Source organism: Moraxella sp. FZFQ2102, from assembly GCF_024137865.1.
In the GTDB taxonomy this organism is placed as follows: Bacteria; Pseudomonadota; Gammaproteobacteria; order Pseudomonadales; family Moraxellaceae; genus Moraxella.
This window is the reverse complement of sequence record NZ_CP099960.1, coordinates 1,233,194-1,251,125: the sequence shown is the minus strand read 5'-3', so window position 1 is coordinate 1,251,125 and position 17,932 is coordinate 1,233,194. Positions and strand designations below refer to the sequence as shown.

Genomic DNA, 17,932 nt, shown 5'->3' with positions numbered 1-17,932 from the left:
ACAAAAATCAACCATAGTATTTTGTATAAAATTTAAAGTTGTGATACAATAATTAATCATCGCATAGATGGCTTAGAAAATAGTGTTTTGAATGTCTCAACCGCATAGGTTGCTTAATACGGCTAGGAGCTAAACCGCTCCGACACCACGCCCAAAAATGGGCAAAAATACCATTGTTGTTTGTTGCTATTCAGTCGCACTTTGCTAAACTGTATGGCAATATACGACAGGCTTTGCTCGGACAAATGCGTGTGCAGTTGCACCATTTCCGCATACACATCACCGACTAGCCAAGTATCAATTTGTGGGTGCTGATACTCAAAATTCAGTATTTGAATATAGTGATTGTGTTTACTCGCATGATGCAAGCCATGTTCACGAATGTTTTCGCTTGCATACACATCAAAGCCAGTTTCGCTCTCATCAAGAATTTGCTTGGGAATGAGTATCCATTCTTCATCTTGCTGTGTGCTGTGGCGAAAAGGCGAAACTTGCTGTAAATGCGTGTGTATCCGATTGGATACGCCTGCGTCTCGCCAATAGGCATTGACATAATTGGTTGTTTTTGATGAAAATAAATGCGTCATCAAACGATGTTCCAAGCCTGCCAAAGTCGGCTTTAATGGACTCGGTTTGTCAATTCTTGGACAAGCATCCACTTTATCCAAAAATTCTTGATTTATCAAAGCATTAAATTCATAACTTGGCAATTTCAATTCAGGTACTTCAAATCCCGGCTTGGTAAAAACAGGCGTTTGCCCTTGCAAATGGCGGATATTTTTCTGCCATATCAATAAATTAGGGAAAGTTGCTAACTTTTGCGGACGGTGTCGCCACACTCGCCCAGCCAGTTGAATGATTGACCGCATAGAGCTTGGCTCAACAATCGCCCAATCATAATCATGGTCTCGTCCCACTTCCGCCACAGGCGTTGCCAGCACCATAAAAATATGCTGTTTGGCATGACTTTTTGCCATCGCTTGACGGATTTCATCGTGAGCAAAAATCGCTTGTTCATCGCCATTGCGTTTTAAGATTTTGTCCAAAGCATATTCCACATGGTTTCGCAAAATCAAAAGCTGTCTTGCGTGATAGCACACCACATGAATGTGCGTATCGGCAGGGAGTTGGGCATTTTGCAAATAAAACGCAAGGCGTGTTAGTTGTTTGATATTGGCAAGTCGTACCAAACCAATACTCACGCATTTGCCTGATTTTTCATCAACGGTATGATAAGATTGATGTAATTGGCTTGCTCCATCAATGATTTTTTGTCCCAATTCGGTATAAAATTTTGCTTGTTTATCTTGATGATAGGCAATATTAACAGGCAACACATCAGCTTTACGGCGAATGGGCTGGGCGTGCAAAAATTTGGTGCGTTTATTAACAAAGGCTTGATGTTGCTGTCTGAAATTTTCCATCTCTCCACAAGGTGCGACTGTTGAGCCATTTTTTTGTTCATCAAACCACGCACAGACCACTTGCGGTGTGGGTTTATTTTGGCTTTGATTGAACAATTTTCGCCCTGCCAAATAGCTTTCAAATAAGCCTGCAATCAAATCAGGCGGTAGCGTTGCCGATGACAACAACACTTTTGAGCCAAACACACCTGCCAAATGCACAAGTCGTGCCAACGCAGGCAAATCATTGTGGTCAAAATCATCAGGTTCGTCCAAAATCAAATCGCTACTCAATAAACGAAGCATTGGAGCAATGTAACCACCGCCCCGTTTGCATTCACAAGCTTGCATAAGATGGTCAATGGTGCAAGTAACCACAGGCGAAAACAACAGATCTTTTGCTTTATTATCCGCCAGTAAAGTATCAATATTGAGTTCATTCAACGCATGATAATCAGGCGAACCGTCCACAAAGCCGTCCACCAATTCCTCTGCCGATTCACTACCGTAAGCGGAAGTTGTTTCAGCCTGATTTTTTTGTTCATTGATTTCAAATAATTGCCGAACACCGCCACCACCGACCAAAATCGCTAATTGCTCGTCATTTAACTGCAAATCTTGGCGTAAACTCAACCCTGTTTGCAAAGTCAAAACTCGCAAACCTAATGCAATGGTCAATCTTGCCCCTTTTTTCTCGTCCGATAATCCATACATAATGCGAGCGTTGCTGATGGTTTTACCACAGCCTGTGGACGCCATATTCACCCCAAAAAAGCCATGCGTATCACTGTCAGCTTGCACACTTTTGGCGATTTTAAAGGCGTGATTTTGCCAAGAAAATCGCTCAATCTCGGTGTTTTTGCTCAAAGGGCGATGTTTGAGTAATGTCGGTAATTGCTCGCTGATGGTTGGCAAATACCGTGCAAAATGGGCGGTAAATGATGCCACACCCAACAAATGTTCATCTAAAAATTGCTTGGGCGTGCGTGTTTTGCGGTCAGTATTGGCAAGTAAAGAAAGTGTGGATTTTGTGGCGACACGGCGAGGATCATTGTCTTTTAATGATGAATAATTATGGTCGCCTACCATCAAGCACAGCCGTGATAAATACAGCAAAATGGCGTTATCAATCGGCTGATTTTGGGCGGATAAGGCTTGCAATGTAGGGTCTTGCAGGGTTTTTCTTGCCCAGCGTTTTAGGCTGTTTTGCCAAGTTTTACTATTAATGACACATTGTTGAAATTTAAAGAAATTTTCAGAATTGACGACATTGGGATTTTTGACCCAATAATCTTTGGCGGTAAACTCTGCATAGATTTTGGCAAGCGAGCGTTCAAGATATAAGATTGAGGTATCTTTTTGAAATTGGGTGCGAACTTGTTCTTTTAAAAACACATCGGTCAAAGGAGGCAAGCGATGATGACTGACCACAAGCCAAGCTAGCCATTGTCCCAATGGGGGTAATTGAGCTAAATTGGCGTGGTCTTGATTAGATTGTAAATAGGCATTTAATGCCGATAAGTTTTGCTTGGCAAGCCATTCATCAATTTGCCCAAAGCGTTGCAACCAATCATTATCGGTTTGGCAATCTTGACAAAGCCACAGCAAAATTTTTAAAGAAATCCATTCATGACGATAAGGGTCGCCTTGTGTACTGCCGTGCGTGAGTTTGTGTTGAAAACCAAGTGTAGATTTACCCAAATCGTGCAATAAAGCGGACAAAGTCGCCATAATTTGAATGGCACTGATATATTGCCAATCATTTTGCCATTCGCTGTGCAAAATATTGCGTTTGGTGCGATTCACAGGCACATAGCCCCATTCATTAAATTTATGACGATTGCCGACAATCCATACCAATTCGCTGTGTTTGCGAGTATGAAATCGGTAACAACTGACCGCCGTGCTTTTGCTTGCACTGCGAGCAAGTAATTTTTTGACCATCGCCAAGCCATCTTCGGTAATGACCGTCTGCCAAGTATTATCGCCAATCCGATTGGCAAATGCGTCCAATACCTGCCGAGTGCGTGGGAGTGCCTTTTTTTCACATTGAGAAATAAAGGTAACAATCATTTCTATATCCTTGGTCATAGGCTTTTTGATTCAAAACAAGACTAGGCGACAACGACCGCAGTGTACAAGTAGTACATCAGGGCGTTGGTAACGAAGTATTGTTTTGAATCAAATGACTATGAAAAGTATTGTGAAGCCGATTTCACTTGCTCAAACATAAAATCGAGTGCTTTATGTTGTGTGAATTTTTGCAAGATTTTTTGACGAAATTCTTGTTCACTAAAATCATCTTTAGCACAAACAAACGCCCAAGGAAGCACAATCGCGTCTTTGATTAAATCCGCCACATCAAACACCAACGCCCCACGCCGTGTCTTACCGTGCATAACCGCAAAGCCGTGCGGAATGCCGAGCACCCACAGCGTTGTCGCCCCAAGCCCATAGGCCAAATAATTGCCATGATTGAGAAAATTATTCGCCAAATCTCCCGCTTCAAAATTGCGTTCAAATGACAATCCGCAATGATTTGCAGAATATTTATATAACTGCTTGGTCATTTGTGCTTCTGCCAATAGCAACTCATTGACACAGTTTACCGTAGAAATTTTATGTTGAAAACTAGTATAAGCTTGCAAAACATCATGGTCATCAATGGCAAATCCTGCTTCGTGTAACTCCTTGTCCTTTGACCAAATTTTTTGAATAAATTCAATGCGTTTTTGTTGAAATTCTTTGGCGATGGTCAGCCGTTTTTGTTCATCAAACCAAAAAGACAGCCACCCTTGTACATATTCGGTTGGGCGATATTCACTTTGTGGATTAAGCCATTCAATTTCCGCCCCTGAAAAAAGTGGCGTTGCACCGCCCCCACAAAAGCCGACCAACACGCCTGCACTGGCGAGCATTCGCATGGCAGCCTGCGTAATGGAAGTGCCTGTGCCAAGCAAAATGCAAGTGGTATTGGCAATGGGAATATTATAATATTGATTTTCGTATTTAGTTTCGGTTAAGTATAGCACTCGACCGTCTTTTTGCATGACACGGCAATGTTCTAGGTAGAAAATATTGGCTCGCTTGGAATGTAAAATGGCTTTTAGGTCGGTGGGTTTGAGGGAGTTCATGTGCAAATTTCCTTATATCACTATCAAATTTAATCACCAAAATAACACCCTGTCAAGCCGGTTTTGATATTTTATAAGCTTATATTTTTGCCGTTATCTTGATTTATGCTATACTTTGGATCATTGGATGACAAACAAATAAAGTTTTACCCTTTATTTTTATAACTATTTAAAAACTTAATAAAATCAATCAGTTATAATAGGTGGATTTTTGTTTGGGTAAAAAGGGTAAAACCATCATAACCCCCTGTTATTTCTTAGTTTTTTTGTTTATAATTACTCTTCACTACCGCATAGGTAGCTTAGAAAATTTTGTATCACGCTCGCTCATGACCCCAATACTTCACTACCGCATAGGTAGCTTAGAAAATCAGTGGAGTACCCCACCAATGTTTGACCATCTTCACTACCGCATAGGTAGCTTAGAAAGCACTCTGATAAGATGCGTTAAATTAACCTAACTTCACTACCGCATAGGTAGCTTAGAAATTTAATGTTTCACTATTTTTCATATCAACTACCTTCACTACCGCATAGGTAGCTTAGAAAATCCATTGACACGACCCCATTTGACTTCGCTCCTTCACTACCGCATAGGTAGCTTAGAAATTGGCAAATTCCCTAAATAACTTAGTGTACATCTTCACTACCGCATAGGTAGCTTAGAAAGTTTCGTGTAGAATTTCATCATCTGACTTTTCCTTCACTACCGCATAGGTAGCTTAGAAACATTCCCCCAAGCAGTTCACGCACCTTTCTTTCTTCACTACCGCATAGGTAGCTTAGAAAAATCGGCTGAAAAGGTCGATATGCGTAATTGGCTTCACTACCGCATAGGTAGCTTAGAAAATCAGCTTATCTATATCCTTTCGGACATAGGCCTTCACTACCGCATAGGTAGCTTAGAAAAAGCCATTTGTAAGGTTTGGCAGGTTTTTCATCTTCACTACTGTAGTGGTACACTAATCCCGCAGTCCTCAATAAGTGGTACAATATCATAAAAATGAGGATAAACCATGAGACGACCAAGACGAAGCTTTAGTGCAGAGTTTAAATTAGAAGCAGTAAAATTAGTCACAGACAAAGGCTACAGCATATCCCAGGCTTGTCAGGAATTGGATGTTGGTGAAACATCATTTAGACGCTGGTTAAGCCAAGTCAAAGCAGAACATCAAGGCTATGTACTTGCAGGCTCAAAACCAATCAGTCCTGATCAACAACGTATTCGTGAGCTAGAAGATAGAATCAGAGTGCTAGAAGAGGACAAGCTGATTCTAAAAAAGGCTACAGCGATTTTAATATCTCTCGAGAGCAAAAATACCAAGCAATTAAGACATTAAAATCGCACGGCATCAAGCGTTTATGTAAGTTATTTGGCGTCAGTGAAAGTGCTTACTATACCCAGTTACGACAGGCTAATAAACCAGCTAAGCATGTTGGTATCGCCACTCACATAAAAGCCATTTTTGACGAAAGCAGAGGCTCAGCAGGTAAACGCAGTATCAAAGCACGATTGCAAGCAAAAGGTATCACAGTTGGCTTGTATTTAGTGCGTAAGCTTATGAAGCAGCAAGGCTTATTTAGCAAACAACCGCAAAAATGGCGTTATCAAGACAAAGACAATGGCCAAATATTTGACAATATTCTGGAGCGACAGTTTAGTCCTAAGCCTCATATAACGGTGCTTTGTGGTGATACAACCTATCTGAAGGTTAACGGCGTGTGGCATTATTTGGCAGTGGTTATTAATTTATCCAATCGTCAAGTAGTGGGCTGGAAGCTTGGTAATCGTCATGATGCAAATTTAGTGATTGATGCATTAAACCATGCCATGCTAAACATCAAACACACACCAAACATGATCTTTCACTCCGATCAAGGCAGTATTTATGGCAGTGACAAGTTTACAGCTTGTGTAAACAGACACAAGCTAGTCCAAAGCATGAGTCGCCGAGGCAATTGTTGGGATAATGCCCCAATGGAGCGATGGTTTCGTAGTTTTAAACATGAGTGGATGCCAAAAGGCGGTTATCGTGATGTTGAAAGTGCAATGAATGATGTCAAAGACTATGTGATGTATTATAATCACATTCGTCCACATCAATACAATCAAGGTCTGGCACCAGTTCCAGCAAAATCAACTTATCAGGGACTGTTGAATTAGTTGACCACTACACTACCGCATAGGTAGCTTAGAAAATCATTGCTGAAACTGCTCTTTGTACTCTTTTCTTCACTACCGCATAGGTAGCTTAGAAAAAACGCAAACACCGCCAACAAGGGGAAATTCTCTTCACTACCGCATAGGTAGCTTAGAAAGTCCAATTCCCACCGCAGCTATTTTTTCACCTCTTCACTACCGCATAGGTAGCTTAGAAAAATGGCAAAAAGACGATGAAACCAACCAAGACCTTCACTACCGCATAGGTAGCTTAGAAAAGAAATATGAGCAATTACGCAAAGAGTACCCTCTTCACTACCGCATAGGTAGCTTAGAAAGCTTTATCCTGCTAACCCTAACGCTGAAAAACCTTCACTACCGCATAGGTAGCTTAGAAAAACGATTTTTGGCTATCGTGAGTGCTTTCTCGCTTCACTACCGCATAGGTAGCTTAGAAACACGCCCATCCACATTTCCACGCCATTTTGATCTTCACTACCGCATAGGTAGCTTAGAAAAAATACCCAAACCACCCTATCAATCATTCTAACTTCACTACCGCATAGGTAGCTTAGAAAATCTTAATGACCTACGCCATTGGCAAGTAGGGCTTCACTACCGCATAGGTAGCTTAGAAAAAGAAAAACGACACACAGGACGCACAGAATGACTTCACTACCGCATAGGTAGCTTAGAAAATCTTTTCGGCTTGCTTAGGGGGACAAGCCCCCCTTCACTACCGCATAGGTAGCTTAGAAACTTTCGTGTTCATCAGCCGCGCGCCAAAATTTCTTCACTACCGCATAGGTAGCTTAGAAAAGCGACAAAATGCGTTGGCGGTTGGCTTGGGTCTTCACTACCGCATAGGTAGCTTAGAAACGTAGAATTTGCTAATAATCATATACGCAGTTCTTCACTACCGCATAGGTAGCTTAGAAATTAAGCGTCCGATCGAAGGGATGGTTTATGATCTTCACTACCGCATAGGTAGCTTAGAAACAAGTGAGAGAACGAAACAAAGCTAAAAACACACTTCACTACCGCATAGGTAGCTTAGAAACGATGATGTTGAAATCGGATTGGCGGAAATATCTTCACTACCGCATAGGTAGCTTAGAAATTGAGCAGTCCGCCCGTTGCCACGAAACGCAACTTCACTACCGCATAGGTAGCTTAGAAAAAAGACCCTAGCCGTGGCGGAGCGAAAAAGGCCTTCACTACCGCATAGGTAGCTTAGAAACTTGATATGATTTATCGGGGGTATGTCAAATCCTTCACTACCGCATAGGTAGCTTAGAAAAACATGGTATCCAATTTTTGTTCCATTTGGATTCTTCACTACCGCATAGGTAGCTTAGAAAGACCCAACACCGCTATATGTACCACTCCAAAACTTCACTACCGCATAGGTAGCTTAGAAACTTGACATGATTTCCGTGGGGTATGTCTTGGGCTTCACTACCGCATAGGTAGCTTAGAAAAGAGAAAAAATTATACTGGGTGCTTGTACTGCCTTCACTACCGCATAGGTAGCTTAGAAAATGCCAATCGTGGATGCTCGGAACCCTGATTCCTTCACTACCGCATAGGTAGCTTAGAAAAAGTACAAATCAGCCGTCGTAAAGTTAATTTGCTTCACTACCGCATAGGTAGCTTAGAAATATCAATTACAGTCTAAATCATCCGATATTCTCTTCACTACCGCATAGGTAGCTTAGAAACCAATTTAGAACCCATCACTACAAGCAGATGATCTTCACTACCGCATAGGTAGCTTAGAAAATGTTTTGTTGATGGTTAAGCCAAGTTATTTCCTTCACTACCGCATAGGTAGCTTAGAAACCTTGCTTCATCGGTAAACTCCAGCTCGACGACCTTCACTACCGCATAGGTAGCTTAGAAAAAAGAATGTTATAGTCATCTTCGCCCAATCCACTTCACTACCGCATAGGTAGCTTAGAAATAGATGTTGTATTTACTGATGCTTGCTCGAACCTTCACTACCGCATAGGTAGCTTAGAAAGAACAGTAAAAAGGGCAAACAGGGTACGGATGCTTCACTACCGCATAGGTAGCTTAGAAATGTAATTGTAGTGGTACACTAATCCCGCAGTCCTCAATAAGTGGTACAATATCATAAAAATGAGGATAAACCATGAGACGACCAAGACGAAGCTTTAGTGCAGAGTTTAAATTAGAAGCAGTAAAATTAGTCACAGACAAAGGCTACAGCATATCCCAGGCTTGTCAGGAATTGGATGTTGGTGAAACATCATTTAGACGCTGGTTAAGCCAAGTCAAAGCAGAACATCAAGGCTATGTACTTGCAGGCTCAAAACCAATCAGTCCTGATCAACAACGTATTCGTGAGCTAGAAGATAGAATCAGAGTGCTAGAAGAGGACAAGCTGATTCTAAAAAAGGCTACAGCGATTTTAATATCTCTCGAGAGCAAAAATACCAAGCAATTAAGACATTAAAATCGCACGGCATCAAGCGTTTATGTAAGTTATTTGGCGTCAGTGAAAGTGCTTACTATACCCAGTTACGACAGGCTAATAAACCAGCTAAGCATGTTGGTATCGCCACTCACATAAAAGCCATTTTTGACGAAAGCAGAGGCTCAGCAGGTAAACGCAGTATCAAAGCACGATTGCAAGCAAAAGGTATCACAGTTGGCTTGTATTTAGTGCGTAAGCTTATGAAGCAGCAAGGCTTATTTAGCAAACAACCGCAAAAATGGCGTTATCAAGACAAAGACAATGGCCAAATATTTGACAATATTCTGGAGCGACAGTTTAGTCCTAAGCCTCATATAACGGTGCTTTGTGGTGATACAACCTATCTGAAGGTTAACGGCGTGTGGCATTATTTGGCAGTGGTTATTAATTTATCCAATCGTCAAGTAGTGGGCTGGAAGCTTGGTAATCGTCATGATGCAAATTTAGTGATTGATGCATTAAACCATGCCATGCTAAACATCAAACACACACCAAACATGATCTTTCACTCCGATCAAGGCAGTATTTATGGCAGTGACAAGTTTACAGCTTGTGTAAACAGACACAAGCTAGTCCAAAGCATGAGTCGCCGAGGCAATTGTTGGGATAATGCCCCAATGGAGCGATGGTTTCGTAGTTTTAAACATGAGTGGATGCCAAAAGGCGGTTATCGTGATGTTGAAAGTGCAATGAATGATGTCAAAGACTATGTGATGTATTATAATCACATTCGTCCACATCAATACAATCAAGGTCTGGCACCAGTTCCAGCAAAATCAACTTATCAGGGACTGTTGAATTAGTTGACCACTACAAATTCCATTTTTATTCCCTATGCTGCTTGCTTCACTACCGCATAGGTAGCTTAGAAAAAGTATCATCACGAATTGGAAAGTAAATTAAACTTCACTACCGCATAGGTAGCTTAGAAAAATCAAAAAAACCTAGCCACTACCCTGCGAAACTTCACTACCGCATAGGTAGCTTAGAAACTTGACCGTCCGCCCGTGGGCGTGGATTGGGGCTTCACTACCGCATAGGTAGCTTAGAAATTTAATCACCCCCGAGCAGATGGGGCAACTGCCTTCACTACCGCATAGGTAGCTTAGAAAAATCATTGTTAAGTAAATCTATCCATAACACACTTCACTACCGCATAGGTAGCTTAGAAATACCCCACCAACTGCGACAATGTCCGCCCCATCCTTCACTACCGCATAGGTAGCTTAGAAAGTCAGCCCAAGAAAATCAAGGCAAGCGAGAAACTTCACTACCGCATAGGTAGCTTAGAAACGTGGCATGGGGTAAACCCCCTACAACCCCATCTTCACTACCGCATAGGTAGCTTAGAAAACGAAGTATCGCAGGCGTTATGGTCGGTTGTGCTTCACTACCGCATAGGTAGCTTAGAAATAAAAACCCATTCGGTGACAAAACGCTGTCGGCTTCACTACCGCATAGGTAGCTTAGAAAAACTGGAGCTGGAGCGGATCAGATTAGCAGAACTTCACTACCGCATAGGTAGCTTAGAAATTGTTCATGTCTTGGATAGTGTCCCTAAGTTCCTTCACTACCGCATAGGTAGCTTAGAAACGTGGCATGGGGTAAACCCCCTACAACCCCATCTTCACTACCGCATAGGTAGCTTAGAAAACGAAGTATCGCAGGCGTTATGGTCGGTTGTGCTTCACTACCGCATAGGTAGCTTAGAAATTACGATGGGGCGGAATTGGTGTCATTAACTGCTTCACTACCGCATAGGTAGCTTAGAAAGCCAATGTCTCGCCCTGTGGGGTTGGTGGTGGCTTCACTACCGCATAGGTAGCTTAGAAATACTGGCTGTAATCGTGGACTCAAACAGTGAGCTCCACTACCGCATAGGTAGCTTAGAAACTTGACCGTCCGCCCGTGGGCGTGGATTGGGGCTTCACTACCGCATAGGTAGCTTAGAAATTTAATCACCCCCGAGCAGATGGGGCAACTGCCTTCACTACCGCATAGGTAGCTTAGAAAAATCATTGTTAAGTAAATCTATCCATAACACACTTCACTACCGCATAGGTAGCTTAGAAATACCCCACCAACTGCGACAATGTCCGCCCCATCCTTCACTACCGCATAGGTAGCTTAGAAAGTCAGCCCAAGAAAATCAAGGCAAGCGAGAAACTTCACTACCGCATAGGTAGCTTAGAAATTACGATGGGGCGGAATTGGTGTCATTAACTGCTTCACTACCGCATAGGTAGCTTAGAAAGCCAATGTCTCGCCCTGTGGGGTTGGTGGTGGCTTCACTACCGCATAGGTAGCTTAGAAATACTGGCTGTAATCGTGGACTCAAACAGTGAGCTCCACTACCGCATAGGTAGCTTAGAAAACTACGGCAGGTGGCATTGCCAAAACCACCAACAAAAAAACCCATTGATTTCAATGGGTTTGTCATATTTATCTTGCTTAAGCCTACTTGCCTACTTGCCTACTTCCCAAGCCCTGCCTGCTTTAAAAGCGCGCCAAAGCTGCCCATCGCAGCAGGCTTGGCTTTGTCCGCCTTATCTTGTCGAGCAGGTCTGCGCTCGGATTTGGCCTTAGCTGCGCGCTCGGATTTATCGGCTTTATCTGACTTATCCACCTTAGCAGATTTTTCAGATTTCATACTAAAGCCGATACGACCACGCGCTTCATCGACCGAGATCACACGCACCGTGACGATGTCTTGGGGCTTGACGACATCGGCAGGATTTTCAACGAAATCATCGGATAATTCAGAGATATGCACAAGGCCATCTTGATGCACGCCGACATCGACAAAACAGCCAAATGCCGTGACATTGGTCACCACCCCTTCTAGCACCATGCCAACTTCCAAGTCCTTGATTTCATTGACATCATCTCGGAATTTGGCAGTACGGAATTCGCCACGCGGATCGTGTGCAGGCTTGGCAAGCTCAGCAGTCACGGTGGCAAGCTGGCTAAAATTATCCGTGCTGTCATTGAGCGCTTTGGCGGCAGTTTCGTTGCCCAAAACATCGCCAAGCGATTTGCCGTGCTTAGCAAGAATCTCATACACAAGCCCATAGCTCTCAGGATGCACGCCCGTGGCATCAAGCGGCTCATCACCATCTTTGATACGCAAAAAGCCTGCCGCCTGCTCGAAGGTCTTCACCCCAAGGCGCGGCACATTTTTCAGCTGCTCACGATTGACAAAAGCACCATTGGCACGGCGATAATCGACGATTTGCTGCGCGACATTTTTATTCAGACCTGAGATGTGCGCAAGGATTGCAGGGCTTGCGGTATTGACATCCACGCCCACAGCATTCACACAGTCTTCGGTGACTTTATCAAGACTGGCTTCAAGCTCGGCTTGATTGACATCGTGCTGATACTGCCCCACGCCGATGGCTTTTGGCTCGACTTTGACAAGCTCAGATAAAGGGTCTTGTAAGCGACGAGCAATCGACACCGCGCCACGCACCGAGACATCCAGATCAGGCAGCTCGCTAGACGCAATCTCGCTTGCCGAATACACCGACGCGCCCGCTTCAGACACCACAAGCGCTGTGGCATTAAGCTTACGCTCAGCGATGACTGATTTGACAAGCTCTTCGGTCTCGCGGCTCGCCGTACCATTACCAATAGCAACCAGCTGCACGCCATGCGCCGTGATCAATTCTTCGATCACCGCACGCGCTTGTTCCACTTGGTTTTGTGGCTTGAACGGATACGCCGTCTGCGTCGCCAGCACATCGCCTGTGCTGTCGATCACTGCCATTTTGACGCCATGACGAATGCCTGGATCGACGCCCAAAATCACCTTGCGACCCGCTGGTGCGACCATCAACAGATGCTTTAGATTCTCAGCAAAAACCGCAATCGCATCGGTCTCTGCCTGCACGCGGCGCTCAGTCAATAAGCGATGCTCAATCTGCGCGCGCCACTTGGCTGTCCAGAGTTTTTTGGCGGTGTCGGTCAAAATCTCGCCATTAGCCTTCGCACTATCCACAGCAAAATGCTTAATAATCATCGCGATAAATGGCTCATCTTCGCCATCGACATGCAACACCAAGACATTTTGCTGACGACCGCGCAGCATAGCAAGCAAGCGGTGATTGGACAGGCGGGCAAATGGCTCAGTATGCTCAAAATAATCCTTGAACTTCTCGCCTACTTCGCGCTTATCTTCATCAATCAGCTCAGAGCGAATGCTTGCTGTGGCATTAAAGCCTGTGCGCACCGCATCATACAGATCCAGTGCCGTCGCCCAGTCATCTAGGATAATCGCCTGCACGCCTGCGATTTGTTTGTCCAAATCACCAAAATCAGCATCGAAAGTCTCGCCCGTCTCATCGGTCAAGGTACTTGGCGCAACAAAGCCTGCCAGCGCATCAACAGGATCAGCCCCATCCAAGACAGCGCGCGCAATCGGCTCAAGCCCTGCAAGCTTTGCCTTGGTCGCATTCGATCTGCGGCGCGGACGATAAGGCTGATAAATCTCTTCAAGTTCAAGCTTACTGCCTGCTGCATTGACGCGCTCGCTAAGCTCGGCATTGAGCACATTTTGGGCGGCCAAAAGCTCCAAAATCTTGATACGGCGCGCGGCAAGTTCACGCTCAGCAATGAGCGACTTTTCAAGCTGGCGCAATAAATCATCGTCCAAGCCACCTGTCTGATCCTTACGATAACGCGCAATGAACGGCACGCTGTTACCTTCATCAAAAAGCTTGGCAAAACCTTCTACCTGCGATGCGCGCACGGCATGGGCTTGGGCAAGCTTGGCATAAATCGCTTGATGGTCAATCTCTTGGGGAAGTAAATCGGTCATAATTCATCATCTATATAACGCCGCTTGGGGCAAATTTGCCCATTATAGCAAGTTTGGACAAAAACGCCAAAGCTATCGCGCAGCTTAAATCGGCAAAATCTGGATAAAAATAAGCGCGCCCCTTGTTTAATTCTTGTTAAGACCAAATACAAACCCCAACAATCATGCTATGATAAACAGATTGCAAATTGAGCAAAAATTAACACAAAACCAGTTACATTTTTTTGTGCAATATTGTACACTAAAGCATAAGTTCATTTGCCCAAATTTTTAAGGATAATGAGATGACAGAAGTTCTAGATACCATCGCCCATCGCATTTTGGTCGTCGATGATGATGCGCGTTTGCGTGCTTTGTTGCAGCGCTTTTTGGAAGATGATGGCTATGTGGTGCGTGTGGCGCACGATGGCAAGCAGATGGATAAGCTGATTGCGCGCGAGATGTTTTCGCTGATCGTGCTGGATTTGATGTTGCCTGATGAAGACGGTATCGCCATCTGTAAGCGTCTGCGCGCTGAGAACTTAAGCATTCCAATCATCATGCTGACCGCCAAAGGCTCGGACGCTGACCGCATCGCAGGGCTTGAAGCAGGTGCAGATGATTACTTGCCAAAACCATTCAATCCAAAAGAGCTGCTAGCACGCATCAAAGCCGTCCTACGCCGCCAAAACCGTGAACTACCTGGTGCACCAAGTCAGCAAATGGAAGTGGTCGAATTCGGCCCATGGACGCTTGATCTATCGACACGCACCCTAAAGCGCGATGGCAATATCGTGACTTTGACCACAGGCGAATTTAGCGTCCTAAAAGCTTTGGTGCAGCATCCGCGCGAGCCTTTGACCCGTGATAAGCTGATGAACCTTGCACGCGGTCGCGAATGGGGTGCGATGGAGCGCTCTATCGATGTGCAGGTCTCGCGCCTGCGCCGCCTGATCGAAGACAATCCATCACAAGCGCGCTATATCCAGACCGTCTGGGGCGTGGGTTATGTGTTTGTTCCAGATGGGGCAGAAGGTTGATTTATCAGTCGGTGAATTAATCAAATGATGAGCAAATCATAAGCAATTGGGGCAGTTTTTTGCCCCAATTGTTGTTTGTGGGTGTGGAGTTTATAAAGTGTCCGAATTCGGACAGGTCGGTATTTACTGTCGCATAGATGACTTAGAAATTCAAATTCTTCTTCCTTATTGGCAGCAAGGGCAATATTAATCGCTAAAGACATATTATTTACCAGTCAAGGAATCTAGCAATGACTCAAAAAGCCCTTGGTAAAGCCATAAATGACCACACCCAAGATGACCAATGGGATAGCAATCACAGGTACTAATATACAGGCAATAATCGCCATGCCAAGCAATAGAATAAATAGCATCAATGACTCCATATCGACTGTTGTCATCATACCACCGCCGCCCAGCCAAATCAAGGCAGTGGTGATTTTACACTCAAAATTCACAGTATAGCAGCAAGGACGATATTAATCTCTAAAAAATATGTTATTTACCCACACAAAAAGCCCATCGCAATCACAATGGGCTGCATAAGGCAATGTAGCATTACTGATATTTCATCAATAAATCATACTTTTTCTGATTGGTCTGTAAAATCGCTGACTTACCATCAGTAAATTCAATATAAATCAAGTATCTTGATTTTGTTTTATCAGGTAGATTGTGACCAATGAGCAGCGTTGCCAAAGCAGGCAAGACGCCAGCACTCACCAACACACCGCCAGCGATAAAATTGGTGGTAAAGCGTTTAATATCAGCACTGGCGCTTAATATTTCTTCTTCATCAATAACCTGAACAGTCTTCAATAAATTCAAACTGTATGTAACCCTTTTGTTGGTTTGAGCGTTATACAAAATGATATGCCCAAAAGAAATAGGAGCATCACCAACTTGAAAATCATCTGACTACACAAGTATTGAGCCAAACATACGCTTGCCTTGATTGAGTAAATACAGTTAGATTATAACCATATCCACCCATACAATCAATGCTGCTACCGATATGCAGTAAAAAGCCCATCGACTCTAAAGAACCGACGGGCTTTTGGATTTAACCACCAATCTTCTTATATTTCATACGCTTAGGGCCTGCATCTGCACCAAGTGTCTTTTTGCGGTAGGCTTCATACTCGGTGTAGTTGCCATCGTACCACACAGGGCCTTCTTCTTCGAATGCTAGGATGTGTGTAGCGATACGGTCAAGGAACCAGCGGTCATGCGACACGACCATCACGGTGCCTGGGAAGACTTGTACCGCATCTTCTAGCGCACGCAAGGTCTCGACATCAAGGTCGTTTGACGGTTCGTCAAGTAAGATGACATTGGCGCCTTGCTTGAGTGTCTTGGCAAGCTGTAGGCGGTTACGCTCACCACCTGATAATTGACCGACGCGTTTTTGTTGGTCTTGACCTTTGAAGTTGAAGCGGCCGATATACGCACGGCTTGGCGTGGTGTACTCACCCACAGTGATCATATCAAGACCGTCCGAAACTTCTTCCCACACCGTCTTATTATCGTCTAGCTCATCACGCACCTGACCGACATAGGCGACTTTGACGCTCTCGCCCACTTCGACTGTGCCAGTATCTGGCGTATCTTTGCCACAGATCATATTAAACAGTGTGGTTTTACCTGCACCATTTGGGCCGATGATACCGACGATCGCCATCGGTGGCACGGTGAATGATAGGTTTTCGTACAGCAAGCGATCGCCAAATGATTTTGAGATGTTATTGACTTCAATCACCTTATTCCCTAGGCGTGGGCCTGGTGGAATATAGATTTCGGCGGTTTCGTTGCGTTGTTGGAATTCACGAGAGTTCATCTCTTCAAAACGCTCTAAACGAGACTTAGATTTGGCTTGCTGGCCTTTTTGGTTCTTGCGTACCCATTCCAATTCCTGTTTCAACGCTTTGGCAAAGGCTTCTTCTTGCTTTTGCTCTTGCTCTAGGCGTTTGTTCTTCTGCTCTAGCCATTCGGTGTAGTTACCTTGGTATGGATAGCCATAGCCACGGTCCAGCTCCAAAATCCACTCAGCGACATTGTCAAGGAAATAACGGTCGTGGGTAATCGCCACAATCGTACCTGAATAGTCTTTTAAGAAACGCTCAAGCCACGCCACCGATTCTGCATCCAAGTGGTTAGTCGGTTCGTCAAGTAGCAGCATATCAGGCTTGGACAATAGCAGACGACACAAGGCGACACGGCGTTTCTCACCACCTGACAGCTTAGAGACATCAGCGTCCCACGGTGGTAGGCGAAGTGCATCCGCCGCTTTTTCAAGCTGGGTGTTTAGGTTGTGCGCATCCCATGCTTGGATGATGTCTTCCATCTTGCCCTGCTCAGCAGCAAGCTTATCAAAGTCCGCATCTGGTTCGGCATATTCAGCATAAATTTGGTTCAGACGGTCAAGAGCATCCAGCGCTTCACGCACACCATCTTCGACATTTTCACGCACGGTTTTGTTCGGGTCTAGCTGTGGTTCTTGGGGTAGATAGCCGACCTTGATGCCTGCTTGCGGGCGCGCTTCACCGCTGAACTCGGTATCCACGCCTGCCATGATGCGTAGTAGCGTTGATTTACCCGCACCGTTTAGACCTAGGACACCGATTTTGGCACCTGGGAAAAATGACAGACTGATGTCTTTTAGGATTTCACGCTTTGGGGGAACAATTTTTGACACCTTGTTCATGGTGTAAATATATTGAGCCATAGTTTTCCTGTGGGGTTGAATGACAATAAAAGCTTAACTGGATATTATCGCATTGATACCCGATTTGGGCAAGGTATTTTGGGTTTGAAAATTAAATCTGCAAAATAAATTCAACCCCCACCAACCACAACCATGAAAATCCCATCACCACCCTTCAAAACCCATTTACAATCCCACCAAACTGCCTTATCA

The 17,932-nt window shown here is 44.4% G+C and carries 11 protein-coding genes and 3 CRISPR repeat arrays; of the genes, 5 read left to right on the top strand and 6 right to left on the bottom strand.

Features of this window, described 5'->3' with window-relative positions; translation table 11 throughout:
* Positions 1-122: 122 nt before the first annotated feature.
* Positions 123-3,476, bottom strand: a complete 3,354-nt coding sequence (gene cas3f, locus NGM44_RS05880) for a type I-F CRISPR-associated helicase Cas3f (protein WP_253222815.1) — start codon at positions 3,474-3,476, stop codon at positions 123-125.
* Positions 3,477-3,592: 116 nt separating this feature from the next.
* Positions 3,593-4,537: a type I-F CRISPR-associated endonuclease Cas1f gene (gene cas1f, locus NGM44_RS05875; RefSeq protein ID WP_253222814.1), complete on the bottom strand. Its 945-nt coding sequence runs from the start codon at positions 4,535-4,537 to the stop codon at positions 3,593-3,595.
* 281 nt (positions 4,538-4,818) lie between these two features.
* Positions 4,819-5,446: a CRISPR direct-repeat array (repeat unit 28 nt; unit sequence CTTCACTACCGCATAGGTAGCTTAGAAA).
* Between the two features lie 107 nt (positions 5,447-5,553).
* Here cas1f and NGM44_RS05870 point away from each other — a divergent pair.
* From NGM44_RS05870 to NGM44_RS05855, 4 genes are all read left to right on the top strand, one after another.
* Complete coding sequence (locus NGM44_RS05870) at positions 5,554-5,877, top strand: transposase (RefSeq protein WP_253222813.1); 324 nt, start codon at positions 5,554-5,556, stop codon at positions 5,875-5,877.
* On the top strand, positions 5,838-6,701 hold the full coding sequence (locus NGM44_RS05865; protein WP_371923540.1) for an IS3 family transposase: 864 nt from the start codon (positions 5,838-5,840) through the stop codon (positions 6,699-6,701). The genes NGM44_RS05870 and NGM44_RS05865 overlap by 40 nt, the downstream gene beginning before the upstream one ends.
* 7 nt (positions 6,702-6,708) lie before the next feature.
* Positions 6,709-8,781: direct repeats of the CRISPR family, unit length 28 nt; unit sequence CTTCACTACCGCATAGGTAGCTTAGAAA.
* A 72-nt stretch (positions 8,782-8,853) separates the two neighbouring features.
* Positions 8,854-9,177 (top strand): transposase, encoded by a 324-nt coding sequence (locus tag NGM44_RS05860; RefSeq protein WP_253222813.1) that lies wholly within the window; start codon positions 8,854-8,856, stop codon positions 9,175-9,177.
* Positions 9,138-10,001: an IS3 family transposase gene (locus NGM44_RS05855; protein ID WP_371923540.1), complete on the top strand. Its 864-nt coding sequence runs from the start codon at positions 9,138-9,140 to the stop codon at positions 9,999-10,001. The genes NGM44_RS05860 and NGM44_RS05855 overlap by 40 nt, the downstream gene beginning before the upstream one ends.
* A 41-nt stretch (positions 10,002-10,042) precedes the next feature.
* Positions 10,043-11,572: a CRISPR direct-repeat array (repeat unit 28 nt; unit sequence CTTCACTACCGCATAGGTAGCTTAGAAA).
* 99 nt (positions 11,573-11,671) lie between these two features.
* Here NGM44_RS05855 and NGM44_RS05850 read toward each other — a convergent pair.
* Entirely contained in the window at positions 11,672-14,017 is a 2,346-nt protein-coding gene (locus NGM44_RS05850; protein ID WP_253222812.1) for a helix-hairpin-helix domain-containing protein, read from the bottom strand.
* A 284-nt stretch (positions 14,018-14,301) separates the two neighbouring features.
* On the opposite strand from NGM44_RS05850, the gene ompR reads away from it, so the two are divergent.
* Entirely contained in the window at positions 14,302-15,036 is a 735-nt protein-coding gene (ompR, locus tag NGM44_RS05845) for a two-component system response regulator OmpR (RefSeq protein WP_253222811.1), read from the top strand.
* A 224-nt stretch (positions 15,037-15,260) separates the two neighbouring features.
* Here the strand turns inward: ompR and NGM44_RS05840 are convergent, their stop codons facing one another.
* The 3 genes from NGM44_RS05840 to ettA all read right to left on the bottom strand — a co-directional run bounded on the left by NGM44_RS05840 (position 15,261) and on the right by ettA (position 17,740).
* Positions 15,261-15,473: a hypothetical protein gene (locus NGM44_RS05840; RefSeq protein WP_253222810.1), complete on the bottom strand. Its 213-nt coding sequence runs from the start codon at positions 15,471-15,473 to the stop codon at positions 15,261-15,263.
* A gap of 100 nt (positions 15,474-15,573) precedes the next feature.
* Positions 15,574-15,882 carry a hypothetical protein gene (locus tag NGM44_RS05835; RefSeq protein ID WP_253222809.1) on the bottom strand — a complete coding sequence of 103 codons (309 nt, stop codon included), beginning with the start codon at positions 15,880-15,882 and terminating at the stop codon, positions 15,574-15,576.
* A 196-nt stretch (positions 15,883-16,078) separates the two neighbouring features.
* Positions 16,079-17,740 (bottom strand): energy-dependent translational throttle protein EttA, encoded by a 1,662-nt coding sequence (gene ettA / locus NGM44_RS05830; RefSeq protein ID WP_253222808.1) that lies wholly within the window; start codon positions 17,738-17,740, stop codon positions 16,079-16,081.
* Positions 17,741-17,932: the final 192 nt, after the last annotated feature.